Source organism: Ancylobacter novellus DSM 506 (assembly GCF_000092925.1).
In the GTDB taxonomy this organism is placed as follows: domain Bacteria; phylum Pseudomonadota; class Alphaproteobacteria; order Rhizobiales; family Xanthobacteraceae; genus Ancylobacter; species Ancylobacter novellus.
The window spans coordinates 3,451,293-3,464,980 of record NC_014217.1 but is presented as its reverse complement, the minus strand read 5'-3'; the positions used below and the strand labels follow the sequence as shown (position 1 = coordinate 3,464,980).

The following is a 13,688-nucleotide window of genomic DNA, read 5'->3' as shown; positions in this document are numbered from 1 at the left end:
CTTCATCGGGCCTGAGACAGAGGGTTCCCAGGCTCGAATCCCTAACGATGCTTCATCGCCCCATCGTCACCGATATTGCCATCGGCGAACGGCTGAGCACGCCGCGCAGGCGCGGCGCGATCCCCGCTTTCGTCCATCCCGTCCTCGCACAGCTCGTCGTCCTCGCGGTTGCCGCGCTGCTGGCATTCGCGCCGGCGGGCGCGGCATGGGCGCAGACCTCGCCCGAGCAGCAGGCGGTACAGGAGAAGCTCGAAGGCCAGCGGGCGGTGGTCGACAGCGTCGAGGCCGCGCTCGGCCGCGAAGGACTGCGCTCGGTCGACCTCGACGAACTGCGCAACCGCCTCGATCCGGTGCGCGGCACGTTGAGCGAGGGCATCGCCGCGCTCGACCCGCTGCTGGCCAATCTCAATCACCGCGTGAAGGAGATCGGTGCCAAGCCGGCCGCCGACGCTCCGCCCGAGGAGCCCTCCATCACCCGCGAGCGCGAGGCGCTGACCGCCAGGGCGAGCGAGCTCGACGCCGTGCTGAAGCAGGCGCGGCTGTTGAAGGTGCGGGCCGACCAGCTCTCCGACAGCATCACCAGCCGCCGCCGCGCTTTGTTCACCGACACGTTGCTGGCGCGCTCCTACAGCGTGCTCGACCCGACGCTGTGGCTGCAGGCGGCGGCCGCGCTGCCGGTCGAGCTGCGCGGCGTCCATTACCTGCTGAACGACTGGACCGCCTACGCCAATGGCCGCATGTCCGCCTGGGGGCAGGCCGGCGTCGCGCTGGGTGCGCTGGCGATCTCCATCCTCGTCATCATGGTACAGCGCATGTTCGCGCGGCCGCTGCACCGCACCGACCTGCGCGAAGGCGAGCCGCTGCCGCGGCTCAAGGCCTGCGGGCTCTCGGCGCTGGTGGCGCTGCTGCGCATGGTGGCGGCGCCGGCGGCGGCCTTCGCGGTGGTGGCGCTGTTCAACGCCTTCGACCTGCTGCCCGACCGCGTCAACGAGATCGCGCAGGGCGTGCTGCTGGCGATCACGGTCGTCGCCGTGGGCCGCGGCCTGCTGGACGGTGCGCTGGCCCCCGGCGAGCCGCGGCGGCGCGCGGTGCCGCTCTCCGAGGAGATGGCGGGCCTGATCTACGGCAACGCTGCGACCGGGCTGTGGATCATCGCCGCGGCGACGGTGCTCAGCACGCTGCACCGGGCGCTGGTGGCGCCGGTGCCGCTCACCGTCGCCACCAGCGCGGCCATGTCGCTCGGGCTGATGCTGGTCGCCTGGCGTGCCATGCGGGCGCTGAACGCCGAGATGGGCGACGGCGACGGGGAGGCCGGCGAGGACGGCAAGGCGGAAGCCAAGCCCTCCTCCTCGACGCTGCAATGGATCAAGCTGCCCTTCTGGGTGCTGAACGTGATCATCGCGGCGGCGCTGATCGGCGGCTATGTCAGCTTTGCGGGATTCCTCTCCTCGCGCGCGCTGGTCGCGGTGGTGATGGCGGGGGCGCTCTACCTCGTCGTCGCGCTGATCAACGCCTTCTTCATCGACGCCGTCGCCAGCGGGCCGCGCGCGCGCCACCTCGCCAAGACCATCGGCGTGCGGCCGGCGAGCCTGGAGCTGCTGGCGATCCTCGTCGCCGGCGTGCTGAAGGCGGTAGCGGTCGTCGTGATGCTGGTGCTGGTGGTCGGCACCTTCGGGACCTCCACCGCCGACCTGCGCGACCTCGTCAGCCGCATCACCTTCGGCTTCACCATCGGCACCTCGACCATCACGATCGGCGACGTGCTGAGCGCGGTGCTGTTCCTCGCCATCGGCATCGTCATCGCCCGGGCGGTGCAGCGCTGGTTCGCGGTGGCGATCCTGCCGAAGACCGCGTTCGATCCCGGCCTGCAGAACTCCATCGCCACCATCATCGGCTATATCGGCTCCATCGCCGTCATCGCCATGGCGATGGGCCAGCTCGGGCTCAATCTCGAGAACATCGCGCTGGTCGCCGGTGCGCTCTCGGTCGGTATCGGTTTCGGCCTGCAATCCATCGTCTCGAACTTCGTCTCCGGCCTGATCCTGCTCGCCGAGCGGCCGATCCGGGTGGGCGACACGATTTCGGTGAAGGGCGAGGAGGGCTATGTGCGCCGCATCAGCGTGCGCGCCACCGAGATCGAGACCTTCGACCGCGCGGCGGTGCTGATCCCCAATTCCGACCTGATCACCGGCATGGTGAAGAACTTCACCCATGCCAACACCACCGGCCGCGTCATCGTCGCGGTCAACGTCGCCTATGACGCGGATGCCGACGAGGTGCGCGACATCCTCATCGGCTGCGCCTGCGACCATCCGCAGGTGCTGCAGAGCCCGCCGCCGCGCGTGTTCCTGATGGCCTTCGGCGACAGCTACCTGAAATTCGAGCTGCGCTGCGTGGTGGCCAATGTCGACTACGCGCTCACCGTGAAGAGCGACCTGCATTTTGCCGTGCTGGACCGGCTGAAGGCCGCGAAGATCGGCATCCCCTACACCCCGTGGAGCGTCTATCGCGGCGGCGGCATCGGCCCGACGGGCGTGCCAGACACCCGCGACGATGCGAAGGACGCGGACGACACCAAGGGCGCGGACGACGCCTGAGCGTCCCGCCCGTTTCCCATTCCTCCGAGCCGAGACGCGAGACCTGCTTATGCCTTCTCTCTTCCTCAAGCGCCTCGCCGGAGCGCTTCTCCTGCCCCTGCTGATAGCCGGCTGCGCCACCGAGCCGAGCTCGAGCCCGGTCGACGAGACCTTCTACGCCAACATCGCCAAGGGTGGCGCGCTCGACCCGCAGGCGGCGGCGAACCTGATCAGCGACTACCGGCGCGGGCGCGGCCTGCCGGCGGTGACCATCGATCCCGGCCTGATGGCCGTGGCCGAGCGGCAGGCCAAGGCGATGGCGGCGGCGGACCAGCTCTCGCACAATATCGGCGGGCGCGGCCTCACCGTGCGGCTGAAGGCGGCGGGCTTCACCGGGCTCAGGGCGGCGGAGAATGTCGGCGCCGGCTACCACACGCTCGCGGAAGCCTTCTCCGGCTGGCGCGATTCCCCCTCGCACAACAAGAACATGCTGCTGCCCGGCGCCACCCGGCTCGGCATCGCCGCGGTGCGGGCGCCGCGCAGCAAGTACAGCGTCTATTGGGCGATGGTGATCGCCGTGCCCGACCCCAAGGTCGAGGCGGCGGCCGCTGCGGGCGGGGCGGCACCCGCCAAGCCCGCCCCCGGCCCGAAGCCCGGCGAGACCCAGCTCCTCATCAACGGCGCGCCGGCGCCGGGGCAGTAGGCGCCCCGTCCAGCGCCGCCAATTCAGCGCCGCATCGTCGCCGGCGCCAGCGGGTTGTCGGCCAGCACCCGTCCGTCCGGCTGGTCCGGCATGGGCAGGCCCATGAAGGCGTCGAACAGCCGGCGGATCACCGCCGGCTCCACGTCGCGCACGATCATCACGAGGCGCGTGCGCCGGTCCTCGTCCGGCCAGGCGGGAAGCTGGCTCGGCGGGTGCAGCACATGCTGCACGCCGTGCAGCACCAGAGGGTGCTCGGGATCCTCGGCAAGCTTCACGATGCCCTTGAGGCGCAACAGCTTGGCGCCGTGTGTGCCGCGCACCAGCTCCAGGAACATGTCGATGGCGGCGGCGGAGACCGGCGCGTCGGTCGCCACGGTGAAGGCGCGGATGCGCTCGTCATGGCGATTGGGGTCATGCGCATGGCCGCGCGATTCCGCCTCCGCCGCGGCGATCGCCTCGTCGGCGAGCCAGCGCGACACGTCGGGGATCTTGGCGGAAGGGTCGTAGAGCCCGGCATCGAGCAGGGCTTCCGGCGTCGCCTCGCCGCGCGCGGCATCGAGCACCGGGGCGCCGGGGGCGAGGCGCTTCAGGCGAGCGAGCAGCGCGTCGAGCGCGGCCCGGCGCTCCGGCGTGTCGACGAGGTCGGTCTTGGTCAGCACGATACGGTCGGAGATCGCCGCCTGGCGTACCGACTCGGGATGTTCGTCGAGCGTGGCATTGCCGTTCACCGCGTCGACCACCGTCACCACGCCGTCGAGCCGGAAGCGCAGCACCAGATAGGGGTGCATCATCAATACGTGCAGGATCGGCGCGGGGTCGGCGAGGCCGGTGGTCTCGATGACGACGCGGCGGAAGGGCGGGATGGCGCCGTTGTCCATGCGCCGCAGCAGCTGCTCCAGCCCCTCGACCAGATCGCCGCGCACGGTGCAGCACAGGCAGCCGGAGGCGAGCAGCACGGTGGAATCGTCGAAATGCTGCACCAGCAGATGGTCGAGGCCGATCTCGCCGAATTCGTTGATCAGCACGGCGGTATCGGCGAGGCCCGGCTGCTGCAGCAACTGGTTGAGCAGCGTGGTCTTGCCCGCGCCGAGAAAGCCGGTGAGCAGCGTGACCGGAATGGGCTCGGGCGGGAGACGGGTCTCCTCGCTCATCATGGGAATCCTGATGCGGGCGCGTGCCCGTGCGCCGGGAAAGGGATCGCCGCAGCGCGGACGCGCTATTGCGGCGGGGGCACGGTGGGATAGCTAGGCGCTGCCGCCGGCTTCGGCAACGGCTTGGCCGCCGGTTTGGGCGCCGACTTGGCATCCGCCTGGGCCGTGGCGGGCTTTTTCGCCGGTTTCGCGGCCGGTTTGGCCGCCGGTTTGGCGGCGGGTTTCTCATCGGGCGCGGCGGTCGGATCGCTGGTGTCGATCACCGCGGTCGTCGGGCCCTTCTTGCCCTTGTTCTTGGCGGTCGGGGCCGGTTTCTTCTTCTTTTCCGGCGGCGGCGGATAGGCCGCGGCGAGCGCCTCGGCGCTCGGGAACGGGCCGACGAAGACCTCGACCGGCGGCATGGAGGGCGGCAGGTTCTGCAAGAGGCTCGCGCCGGTCACCCTGTCGCCGAGGTCGCCCATGCCGGCGGCGACATAGCCGGCCGCCGTCGTCGTTCCCATCGAGGGGCTGTCGTCGTCCTCGGAGGCGGTGTTCTTGCGCTTGCCGCCGCAGACCTGGGCGCGCATGTCGGCGGGCGCGCCACCCTCGTTGCGCAGGGCTTCGACCGTCGGCGCCATGGCGCCGAAGATCTGCCAGGAATGCTGGAAGCCGCGCTCCAGCAGCAGCGCCGCCTGCTCGGTGCGGGCACGGCCGGATTGGGTGCCGAGCACGACGACGAGCAGATGCCGGTTGCCGCGCTTGGCGCTGGCGACGAGATTGAAGCCGGACGCGCAGATGAAGCCGGTCTTCATGCCGTCCGCGCCGGGATAGCGGTCGATCAGCTTGTTGTAGCTGCGGATGACGGCGGTGCCGAGCTTCATCGCCGGGATGCGGAAGAGGTCCGCCTGCTCGGGGAAGTCGAGGAAGATGTGCCGGGCGAGCACCGCGAGGTCGCGCGCGGTCGAGACGTTGTCCGGGTCGGGCAGGCCGTTGGGATTGGCGAAGTGCGAGCCGGTCATGCCGAGCTGGGCGGCGGTGGAATTCATCTCCGCGACGAAAGCCGGCAGCGAGCCGCTCACCCCTTCGGCCAGCACCACGGCCATGTCGTTGGCCGACTTCACCAGCATCATCTTCAGCGCGTTGTCGACGGTGAGCTGGGTGCCGGCCTTGAAGCCCATCTTGGAGGGCTTCTGCGCGACCGCATTGGCGGACACGGTGAGCAGTGTCTCCGGCGTCAGCCGGCCCTGGCGGATCGCCTTAAAGGTGACATAGGCCGTCATCAGCTTGGTGATGGAGGCCGGATACCACGGCTTGGTGGCGTCGTCGGCGAGCAGCACCTTGCCGCTTTCGACCTCGATCACCAGGGCGGGCGTGGCGCGGGCGGCAGCGGGAACCGCGAGGGCCGCCGCGACGAGAGCCGGAACCAGCCAGGCGAGGCGTTTGCGGGCGCGGAACAGGGGAAAGTTCAACACGCTTCGAGCATCCGTTTCCAGCATGGACCTGCGATGAGGTGCCTCATCGCCCTCCTGAATACCCCGATCCCTTCGGCGGTGCAAAAGGCAATGGCGTCGCTGTCCAATCACGCCGGCGCGAGGGAAGCCGCGTTATGTGCCGGCGGCCTGTGGTTTTCCCGCCATAACCTGTTCATGCGGTTGGACTTAGGATCGTCGCATGACTGATTCGATTCGCCGCCTGCATGCCGCCGTGGTTGCGACGAGGAAGGGAGACAATCCCTCGCCGCGAACGGCGCGGCTGTTTCGCAAGGGGCGCGCGGTCATCGCCAAGAAGGTCGCCGAGGAAGCGGTGGAAGTGGCGCTCGACGGCGTCGTCGGCGACGTGCCGGCGACGGTGCGCGAGAGCGCCGACCTGATCTACAACCTCGTCGTGCTGTGGGCCGAGCTCGGCATCGAGCCGGACGACGTCTGGGCCGAGATGCGCCGGCGCGAGCAATTGCTCGGCATGGCCGAGAAGATGCCCAAGCGCCGCGCCCCGCACGGCAAGGACAAATATGCCGACGCCCCGCTCCTGTGGGACGTGGCCGAGCGCGCCGCGGAAGCGCCGCCGCGTTCCGGCCGACGCCGCCGCCATTGACGGAAGCCCGCGCCGACCTTAACGCCGCGGGCGCACGCCCCTCCAGCCCCGAGCGGACCTCCATGCTGCGCCGCCTCTACCAATGGGTCATCGATCTCGCCGAGCGGCCCTCGGCCCCGTGGGCGCTCGCCGGCGTCTCCTTCGCCGAGAGCTCGTTCTTTCCGGTGCCGCCGGACGTGATGCTGGTGCCGATGTGCCTCGCGCGGCCGAAGCTCGCCTGGTTCTATGCCACGATATGCACCCTCGCCTCGGTGATCGGCGGGCTCGCCGGCTACGCCATCGGCGCGCTTCTCTATGAATCGCTCGGCCAGTTCCTGATCCATCTCTACGGCTATGGCGACAAGGTCGAGGCGTTCACGCAGGCCTATCAGCGCTACGGCCACTGGATCATCCTGATCAAGGGGCTGACGCCCATCCCCTACAAGGTGGTCACCATCACCTCGGGTTTCGCCCATTACAGCCTGTTCTGGTTCGTCGTCCTGTCGCTGATCACCCGCGGCCTGCGCTTCTTCATGGTCGCCGGCCTGCTCTACTGGATCGGGCCGACCGCGCGCACCTTCATCGAGGAGCGGCTGGGGCTGGTGACCGCCGTCTTCGCCGTGGTGCTGGTCGGCGGCTTCGTCGCGGCGGTGTACCTGTTCTGAGAGGGTGTCACCCTCGGGGCAGGATGCCACCGCTCGGGCGGGAAATGTCACCATTAATGCCCCCGCCCCGCGCGGCGGGCGTGGACGCGGCTCTCCAGGAAAGTCTTCGCCAGCAGCGTGACGATGGCGAGCGAGGCAAGCAGCGAGGCGACGGCAAAGGACGCCTGGAACTGGTACTCGTTGTAGAGAATCTCGACCTGCAGCGGGATGGTGTTGGTCTCCCCGCGCACATGGCCGGAGACCACCGACACCGCGCCGAACTCGCCCATGGCGCGGGCGTTGCACAGCAGCACGCCGTAGAGCAGCGCCCATTTGATGTTGGGCAAGGTCACCCGCGAGAACACGCGCCAGCCATGGGCGCCAAGCGTCACCGCGGCCTCCTCCTCCGTCGTACCCTGTTCCTGCATCAGGGGAATCAGCTCGCGCGCCACAAAGGGGAAGGTGACGAAGATGGTCGCCAGCGTAATGCCCGGCCAGGCGAAGATGATCTTGATATCGTGGTCGGACAGCCAAGGCCCGAAATAGCCCTGCGCGCCGAACAGCAGCACGAAGACGAGGCCCGCCACGACCGGCGAGACGGAGAAGGGCAGGTCGATCAGGGTGATGAGGAAGCTCTTGCCCCGGAAGGAGAATTTGGTGATCGCCCAGGCCATGACGAGGCCCATCACCGTGTTGGCCGTCACCGAGATGGCGGTGACGATCAGGGTCAGTTCGATGGCGGCGAGCGCGTCGGGCTCGACGAGCGCCGCGGCATAGGCCTCCCAGCCCTTCACCAGGGCCTGCGCGAAGACACTGATCAGCGGCAGCAGGATGAACAGGCCGATGAAGGCGGCTGCCAGCCCGACGACCGCCCATTTGACCATCGCCGGCTCGGAACGGACGGGCGCGTACTTCAACCGAGCCTCCCGGTGCGGCTCTCCGACCAGCGCTGCAAGCCATTGATAACAAAGAGCAAGATGAAGGCGGCGACGAGCATGGTGGCGGCGATGGTGGTGGCGTCGGCGTAGCGGAACTCCTCCAGCCGGATCACGATGAGCAGCGGCGCGATCTCGGAGACGTTCGGCAGGTTGCCGGCGATGAAGATGACCGAGCCGTACTCGCCGACCGCGCGGGCGAAGGCCAAGGCGAAGCCGGTGAGGAAGGCCGGCAGCACCGCCGGCAGCACGACGCGGCGTATGGTGGTCAGCCGCCCGGCCCCGAGCGTGGCGGCGGCCTCCTCCAACTCGTGGTCGAGGTCCTCCAGCACCGGCTGCACCGTGCGCACCACGAAGGGCAGGCCGATGAACACCAGCGCCACCCAGATGCCGAGCGGGGTGAAGGCGACCTTGATGCCGAGCGGCGCCAGAAAGGAGCCGATCCAGCCATTCTCGGCATAGAGCGTGGTCAGCGCGATGCCTGCCACAGCGGTCGGCAGGGCGAAGGGGATGTCGATCAGCGCGTCGAGCACGCGCCGGCCGGGGAATTCGTAGCGCACCAGCGCCCAGACGATGACTGCACCGGCGACGAGGTTGAAGGCGGCGGCGGCGAGCGAGAGGCCGAAGGAAATCTTCAGCGCGTTCAGCGTGCGCGGCGCCGTCAGGATGGCGACAATGCGCTCCGGCGGCAGCTCGGCGGTCTTGAGGAAGAGTGCCGTCAGCGGGATCAGCACGACCAGCGAGAGCCACAGAAGCGTCAGGCCGAGGGTGAGGCCGAAGCCGGGAATGACGCCATGGCGGCGGCGCGGCGCCGGAGGCGGCGGCGCGGCTCCAGCCATGGTGATGCGGTCCAGCATCGTGTCGCTCAAGGCTCGGCTCCCGGCGGCTCTGGGCAAGGCGAAGCGCCGGACCTCAGAAGAGGCTCGGCGCGGTCGGTTGCTCGAAAGGAGGGGCGTCAGTTCGAGTAGATCTGGTCGAACACGCCACCGTCCTCGAAATGGGTCTTCTGCGCCTTGCGCCAGCCGCCGAAGGTCGGATCGTCGATGGTGACGAGGTTCACCTTCGGGAAGACCTTCTCATACTGCTTGGCGATCTCCGGATCGCGCGGGCGGTAGAAGTTCTCGGCGGCGAGCTTCTGGCCTTCCTTGCTGTAGAGGTAGTCGAGATACGCCTCGGCGACAGCGCGGGTGCCCTTCTTGTCGACCACCTTGTCGACAACGGTGACCGGCGGCTCGGCGAGGATGGAAAGCGAGGGCACGACGATGTCGAACTTGTCGTCGCCGAATTCTTTCTTCGACAGGAACGCCTCGTTCTCCCAGGCGAGCAGCACGTCGCCAACGCCGCGCTCGGTGAAGGTCACGGTCGAGCCGCGCGCGCCGGTGTCGAGCACGGGCACGTTCTTGTAGAGCTTGGCGACGAAGTCCTTAGCCTGGGCCTCGGAGCCGTAGGTCTTCAGCGCATAGGCCCAGGCCGCGAGGTAGTTCCAGCGGGCGCCGCCCGAGGTCTTCGGGTTGGGGGTGACGACCTTGACGTCGGCCTTCAGCAGGTCGTCCCAATCCTTGATGCCCTTCGGGTTGCCCTTGCGCACTAGGAAGACGATGGTCGAGGTGTAAGGCGAGGAATTGTCGGGCAGGCGCTTCTGCCAGTCCCGGGCGATGAAGCCCCTGTCGGCGATGGCGTCGATGTCATAGGCGAGCGCCAGGGTGACGACGTCGGCCTGGAGACCGTCGATCACCGAGCGCGCCTGCTTGCCCGAGCCGCCATGCGAAGCCTTGATCTCCAAGGTCTTGCCGGTCTCGGCCTTGTATTGCGCGGCAAAGGCCTTGTTGAACTGCTGGTAGAGCTCACGGGTCGGGTCGTAGGACACGTTGAGCAGGCTGACATCGGCCGCGCGGGCCGCCAGCGGCGCGGCGACCGGGGCCATGAGGGCGGCAATGAGCGCGGCCGCGGCCGCCGGCCTGAAGTTGAACGACATCGGCAATCTCTCCCCAGCGGCGCCCGCGGCGCCGGTGCATTTCATGAGGCGAGAGTTCCATGGGTGGTTAGTAGGGTCAATAGAAAACTATAAAAAAGATAGGAAATAGGGGTTTCGGTTCGGCTACGCGTACGAAAAGGCAGCGAAGGCCCATCCCGGCCGGGAATTCCCAGATCGTATGACGCCCTGTGGTGCTTTCCGGGCCATTCCCGCCTGATGGCTGATGGAAGGTGCGGATGCCCCGGCCTGGCGGGGCAATGGCGGAGCCCCCAGAGGATCACGGCACCCGCACGGCGACGCTCCCGGACATAGCCTGCGGCAATTCCAGAATAACGACGTCATGGGTCAGAAGGAAACGCGGGTCGCCGCCTCAGCGCTCGATCGTGTTGAGCAGCGTATGGATGCCGCACTCGGTCTTGGCCTTGCCGCGCCAGCGGCCAGCGCGGACGTCCTCGTCGGGCGCCGCCCGGCTGGTGCAGGGCATGCAGCCAACGGAATTGAAGCCGCTCGCCACCAGCGGATGCTCCGGCAGGTTGAAGCGCAGCTTCGCCGCCTCGACCTCGGCGCGGTCCAGATTGGCAAGCGGATTGAACTTCAGCCGGGCGCCATCGCGCTCGACCACCGGGATGTTGGCGCGCAGGCCGCCCTGGTAGCGTTTGCGCCCGTTCAGCCAGCCGTCGAAGCCGGCGAGCGCGCGGGCGAGCGGCTCGACCTTGCGGATGCGGCAGCAGGCGTCGGGATCGGAGAACCAGAGGTCGCGCTCGGCATCGAGCGCCGCGAGCCGCTCCGGGTCGGGCCGGATGCTGCGCACGTCGGTGAGACCAAGCTGGTCCGTCAGCCGGTCACGATAGACAAGCGTCTCCTCGAACAGCCAGCCGGTGTCGAGGAAGACGACTGGGATCGAACGGTCGACCTCGGCCATATAGGCCAGCAGCACCGCCGATTCCGTGCCGAAGGAGGAGACGAGGCAGAGCTTGTCGGGGCCGACGGCCTCCTGAGCAGCGGCGATGATCTCGGTCGGGCCGGCATCGGCCAGCGCGCAGGCGAGCCCGCCCACATCGTCCCTGCAGGGGACGGCGGGGGTGAGATCGGCATCGGCGCGCTGGGCGATTGTCATCAGCGTACTCCCGAGACGGTACGGCCGAGGCGCTGGCGCAGGAGGCTGGGGCGCTCGTCGGTCGCGGGCTGGTAGAACACGGTGTAGCGGTGGACCGCCTCGTCGAAGGCTTCCGCGTCGGCTTCCTTCACCGCGTCGATCTGGTCGAAGCCGGAGCGCTCCATCAGCAGGAACTGGTCGCGCAGCACATTGCCGGTGGCACGCAGCGGGCCGCGCCAGCCGAGCCGCTCGCGCAGCAGCCGCGCCTGGCTGTAGGCGCGTCCGTCGCGGAAGATCGGGAAGACAAGGGCGATGAGCGAGAGCTGCCCGAGATAGGGCGCGATCTCGGCGATCGGCCGGTTGTTCGGCCAGATCACCCCCACCGGCGCCTTCCGGCCTTTGAGCATCTCCGCCTCCTTGAGGAAGCGGTCGATGCCGATCAGCACGGCCACACCTTCCGGCAGCGCCTCGTCGTCGGAGACGCGGATGAAGCGGTCCTCGATGAGCTTTCCATTCTCAATGAGCGGCATAGACGCGCTCCTTGAAGGGTTCGACGCCGAGCCGGGTGACGGTGTCGATGAAGAGTTCGTGCGGTCCGGCCCTGAGTTCCATGTAGGTGTCCACCACATCCTCGATAAGGCTCGGGACCTGCTCGTAGGGCACGGCTGGTCCGAGCAGGGTGCCGAGCTGGGCCTGCTCGTCGGCGCGTCCGCCGAGGGTGATCTGGTAGAATTCCTGGCCGTTCTTCTCGACGCCGAGAATGCCGATATGGCCCACATGGTGGTGGCCGCAGGCATTGATGCAGCCGGAGATGTTGATGTGCAGCCGGCCGATGCCGCGCGAGCGGTCGAGGTCGGAAAAGCGCTTGGCGATCTCCTGCGCCACCGGGATCGCCCGGGCATTGGCCAGGGCGCAATAGTCGAGCCCGGGGCAGGCGATGATATCGCTGATGTGGTTGACGTTCGGCGTCGCCAGCCCGGCCGCGTCGAGCCGGCGCCACAGCTCCGGCAGGTCCTTGCTCGCGACGTTGGGCAGGCAGAGATTCTGCTCGTGGCCGACACGGATCTCGCGGAAGCCGTAGTCGTCGGCGAGATCGGCGATGAGGTCCATCTGGTCCGCCGTGGCGTCGCCCGGAGGGGCGCCAATGGGCTTCAGCGAGATGGTGACGATCGAATAGCCGGGGATCTTGTGCTTGTGCACGGAGTTGCGGTGCCAGGTGGCGAAGAGCGGGTCCTTGAGAGCCTCGACGAGCGCGGCCGGCTGATCGTCGAGCGGCTCGAAATCCGGGTAGAGGAAGCGGCCGCGGATTTCCTCGATCATCTCGTCGGTGAGGCGCAGCGCGCCGTCGCGGGTGGCGGCGAACTCGGCCTCGACCGCCTTGGAGAACTCCTCGGCGCCGATCTCGTGGACGAGGATCTTGATGCGGGCCTTGTAGATGTTGTCGCGCCGTCCGTACTGGTTGTAGACGCGCATGATCGCTTCGACGTAGCTCAGAAGGTCGCGCACCGGCAGGAACGGGCGGATGTGCTTGCCGACGAACGGCGTGCGGCCGAGGCCGCCGCCGACCAGCACCTCGAAGCCGAGCTCGCCCTGATCGTTGCGGTGCAGGCGCAGGCCGATGTCATGCACCTTGGTGGCCGCGCGGTCGTGATCGGCGGCCGTGATGGCGATCTTGAACTTGCGCGGCAGGTAGGTGAATTCGGGGTGCAGCGTCGAGTACTGGCGCAGGATCTCGGCCCACAGGCGCGGGTCGTCGCATTCCTCCGGTGTGGCACCGGCCCACTGGTCGGTGGTGACGTTGCGGATGCAATTGCCCGAGGTCTGGATGCCGTGCACGCCGACCTCGGCGAGCGCCGCCATGGCCTCGGGGAGCTCCTCCAGCTTGATCCAGTTGAACTGGATGTTCTGCCGGGTGGTGAAATGGCCGTAGCCACGGTCATAGCGGCGGGCGACATGGGCCATGCGGCGAAGCTGGTCGGAATTCAGCGTGCCGTAGGGGATGGCGATGCGCAGCATATAGGCGTGCAGCTGCAGATAGACGCCGTTCATCAGCCGCAGCGGCTTGAACTCGTCCTCGCTCAGCGCGCCGGACAGGCGCCGCCCGACCTGGTCGCGGAATTCCGCGACCCGTTCGGCCAGGAAGGCGCGGTCGAATTCATCATACACGTACATCGTCAGGCTTCGCCTTATGCGTCTTCAGTTCAATGCGGCAGCTCGAAGGTGGGGCCGGCGACGCGGATGCGCTCGCGCAGGTTCCCCGGCAGGATCGCGCCGTCCGCTTCCAGCACGACCGGCGCGACATAGGCGCCGACGGCATCGATGTCGCGTTTCTGCGCGTCCGCCAGCAGCGCAATCGCCTCGTCCGCCGTCGTCACGATGGCGGCATCGGCCAGGTCGATCGACCAGCCGTCGCCCTGCGTGCGCCACACCACGGCGCCGTCCGTCAGGCGGTTGGCGGTGACGGCGACCGGGCCGTGGACCTTCAGTTTCTGTTGTTGCGGGGCCGCCATGGCGTACCAAATTCCTGTTGACGGATGGGTTGAGCCTGCATAACACCAA

Annotated in this window: 13 protein-coding genes; 4 read left to right on the top strand and 9 right to left on the bottom strand. The window is 68.4% G+C overall.

Going from position 1 to position 13,688, the window contains the following annotated elements; all coding sequences use genetic code 11:
* Window positions 1–47: 47 nt before the first annotated feature.
* Window positions 48–2,597 (top strand): DUF3772 domain-containing protein, encoded by a 2,550-nt coding sequence (locus SNOV_RS16365; RefSeq protein ID WP_013168069.1) that lies wholly within the window; start codon window positions 48–50, stop codon window positions 2,595–2,597.
* Between the two features lie 49 nt (window positions 2,598–2,646).
* Window positions 2,647–3,279: a CAP domain-containing protein gene (locus tag SNOV_RS16360; protein WP_013168068.1), complete on the top strand. Its 633-nt coding sequence runs from the start codon at window positions 2,647–2,649 to the stop codon at window positions 3,277–3,279.
* A 23-nt stretch (window positions 3,280–3,302) separates the two neighbouring features.
* Here SNOV_RS16360 and SNOV_RS16355 read toward each other — a convergent pair whose 3' ends face one another.
* Window positions 3,303–4,430 carry a CobW family GTP-binding protein gene (locus SNOV_RS16355; protein WP_041783528.1) on the bottom strand — a complete coding sequence of 376 codons (1,128 nt, stop codon included), beginning with the start codon at window positions 4,428–4,430 and terminating at the stop codon, window positions 3,303–3,305.
* Window positions 4,431–4,495: 65 nt separating this feature from the next.
* Entirely contained in the window at window positions 4,496–5,878 is a 1,383-nt protein-coding gene (locus SNOV_RS16350) for a D-alanyl-D-alanine carboxypeptidase family protein (RefSeq protein ID WP_041782342.1), read from the bottom strand.
* Window positions 5,879–6,080: 202 nt separating this feature from the next.
* Here SNOV_RS16350 and hisE point away from each other — a divergent pair, with 202 nt between their 5' ends.
* Both hisE and SNOV_RS16340 read left to right on the top strand, forming a co-directional pair.
* Complete coding sequence (gene hisE / locus SNOV_RS16345; protein ID WP_013168064.1) at window positions 6,081–6,500, top strand: phosphoribosyl-ATP diphosphatase; 420 nt, start codon at window positions 6,081–6,083, stop codon at window positions 6,498–6,500.
* Between the two features lie 62 nt (window positions 6,501–6,562).
* Entirely contained in the window at window positions 6,563–7,144 is a 582-nt protein-coding gene (locus SNOV_RS16340; protein WP_013168063.1) for a YqaA family protein, read from the top strand.
* 53 nt (window positions 7,145–7,197) lie between these two features.
* On the opposite strand, the gene cysW is transcribed toward SNOV_RS16340, so the two are convergent.
* From cysW to SNOV_RS16305, 7 genes are all read right to left on the bottom strand, one after another.
* The gene (gene cysW, locus SNOV_RS16335; protein ID WP_049785836.1) at window positions 7,198–8,007 is read right to left on the bottom strand and encodes a sulfate ABC transporter permease subunit CysW; all 810 of its coding nucleotides are present in this window, start codon (window positions 8,005–8,007) and stop codon (window positions 7,198–7,200) included.
* A gap of 29 nt (window positions 8,008–8,036) precedes the next feature.
* Window positions 8,037–8,897 (bottom strand): sulfate ABC transporter permease subunit CysT, encoded by an 861-nt coding sequence (gene cysT, locus SNOV_RS16330; protein WP_013168061.1) that lies wholly within the window; start codon window positions 8,895–8,897, stop codon window positions 8,037–8,039.
* A gap of 116 nt (window positions 8,898–9,013) precedes the next feature.
* Window positions 9,014–9,982 carry a sulfate ABC transporter substrate-binding protein gene (locus SNOV_RS16325; protein WP_041783526.1) on the bottom strand — a complete coding sequence of 323 codons (969 nt, stop codon included), beginning with the start codon at window positions 9,980–9,982 and terminating at the stop codon, window positions 9,014–9,016.
* A gap of 421 nt (window positions 9,983–10,403) precedes the next feature.
* Window positions 10,404–11,150: a phosphoadenylyl-sulfate reductase gene (locus tag SNOV_RS16320; RefSeq protein WP_013168059.1), complete on the bottom strand. Its 747-nt coding sequence runs from the start codon at window positions 11,148–11,150 to the stop codon at window positions 10,404–10,406.
* Window positions 11,150–11,659, bottom strand: coding sequence for a DUF934 domain-containing protein (locus SNOV_RS16315; protein WP_013168058.1), 510 nt, complete (start codon window positions 11,657–11,659; stop codon window positions 11,150–11,152). Before SNOV_RS16315 ends, SNOV_RS16320 begins: the two co-directional genes overlap by 1 nt.
* Window positions 11,646–13,301, bottom strand: a complete 1,656-nt coding sequence (locus SNOV_RS16310) for a nitrite/sulfite reductase (protein WP_013168057.1) — start codon at window positions 13,299–13,301, stop codon at window positions 11,646–11,648. Before SNOV_RS16310 ends, SNOV_RS16315 begins: the two co-directional genes overlap by 14 nt.
* Window positions 13,302–13,330: 29 nt before the next feature.
* Window positions 13,331–13,639 carry a DUF2849 domain-containing protein gene (locus tag SNOV_RS16305; RefSeq protein WP_013168056.1) on the bottom strand — a complete coding sequence of 103 codons (309 nt, stop codon included), beginning with the start codon at window positions 13,637–13,639 and terminating at the stop codon, window positions 13,331–13,333.
* Between the last annotated feature and the right edge of the window lie 49 nt (window positions 13,640–13,688).

Bases quoted from the DNA above. Each gene is read 5' to 3' on its own strand.
- SNOV_RS16365 (WP_013168069.1), top strand. From the start codon at position 48: ATGCTTCATCGCCCCATCGTCACCGATATTGCCATCGGCGAACGGCTG.
- SNOV_RS16360 (WP_013168068.1), top strand. From the start codon at position 2,647: ATGCCTTCTCTCTTCCTCAAGCGCCTCGCCGGAGCGCTTCTCCTGCCC.
- SNOV_RS16355 (WP_041783528.1), bottom strand. From the start codon at position 4,430: ATGAGCGAGGAGACCCGTCTCCCGCCCGAGCCCATTCCGGTCACGCTG.
- hisE (WP_013168064.1), top strand. From the start codon at position 6,081: ATGACTGATTCGATTCGCCGCCTGCATGCCGCCGTGGTTGCGACGAGG.
- SNOV_RS16340 (WP_013168063.1), top strand. From the start codon at position 6,563: ATGCTGCGCCGCCTCTACCAATGGGTCATCGATCTCGCCGAGCGGCCC.
- cysW (WP_049785836.1), bottom strand. From the start codon at position 8,007: ATGGTCAAATGGGCGGTCGTCGGGCTGGCAGCCGCCTTCATCGGCCTG.
- cysT (WP_013168061.1), bottom strand. From the start codon at position 8,897: ATGGCTGGAGCCGCGCCGCCGCCTCCGGCGCCGCGCCGCCGCCATGGC.
- SNOV_RS16325 (WP_041783526.1), bottom strand. From the start codon at position 9,982: ATGGCCCCGGTCGCCGCGCCGCTGGCGGCCCGCGCGGCCGATGTCAGC.
- SNOV_RS16320 (WP_013168059.1), bottom strand. From the start codon at position 11,150: ATGACAATCGCCCAGCGCGCCGATGCCGATCTCACCCCCGCCGTCCCC.
- SNOV_RS16315 (WP_013168058.1), bottom strand. From the start codon at position 11,659: ATGCCGCTCATTGAGAATGGAAAGCTCATCGAGGACCGCTTCATCCGC.
- SNOV_RS16310 (WP_013168057.1), bottom strand. From the start codon at position 13,301: ATGTACGTGTATGATGAATTCGACCGCGCCTTCCTGGCCGAACGGGTC.
- SNOV_RS16305 (WP_013168056.1), bottom strand. From the start codon at position 13,639: ATGGCGGCCCCGCAACAACAGAAACTGAAGGTCCACGGCCCGGTCGCC.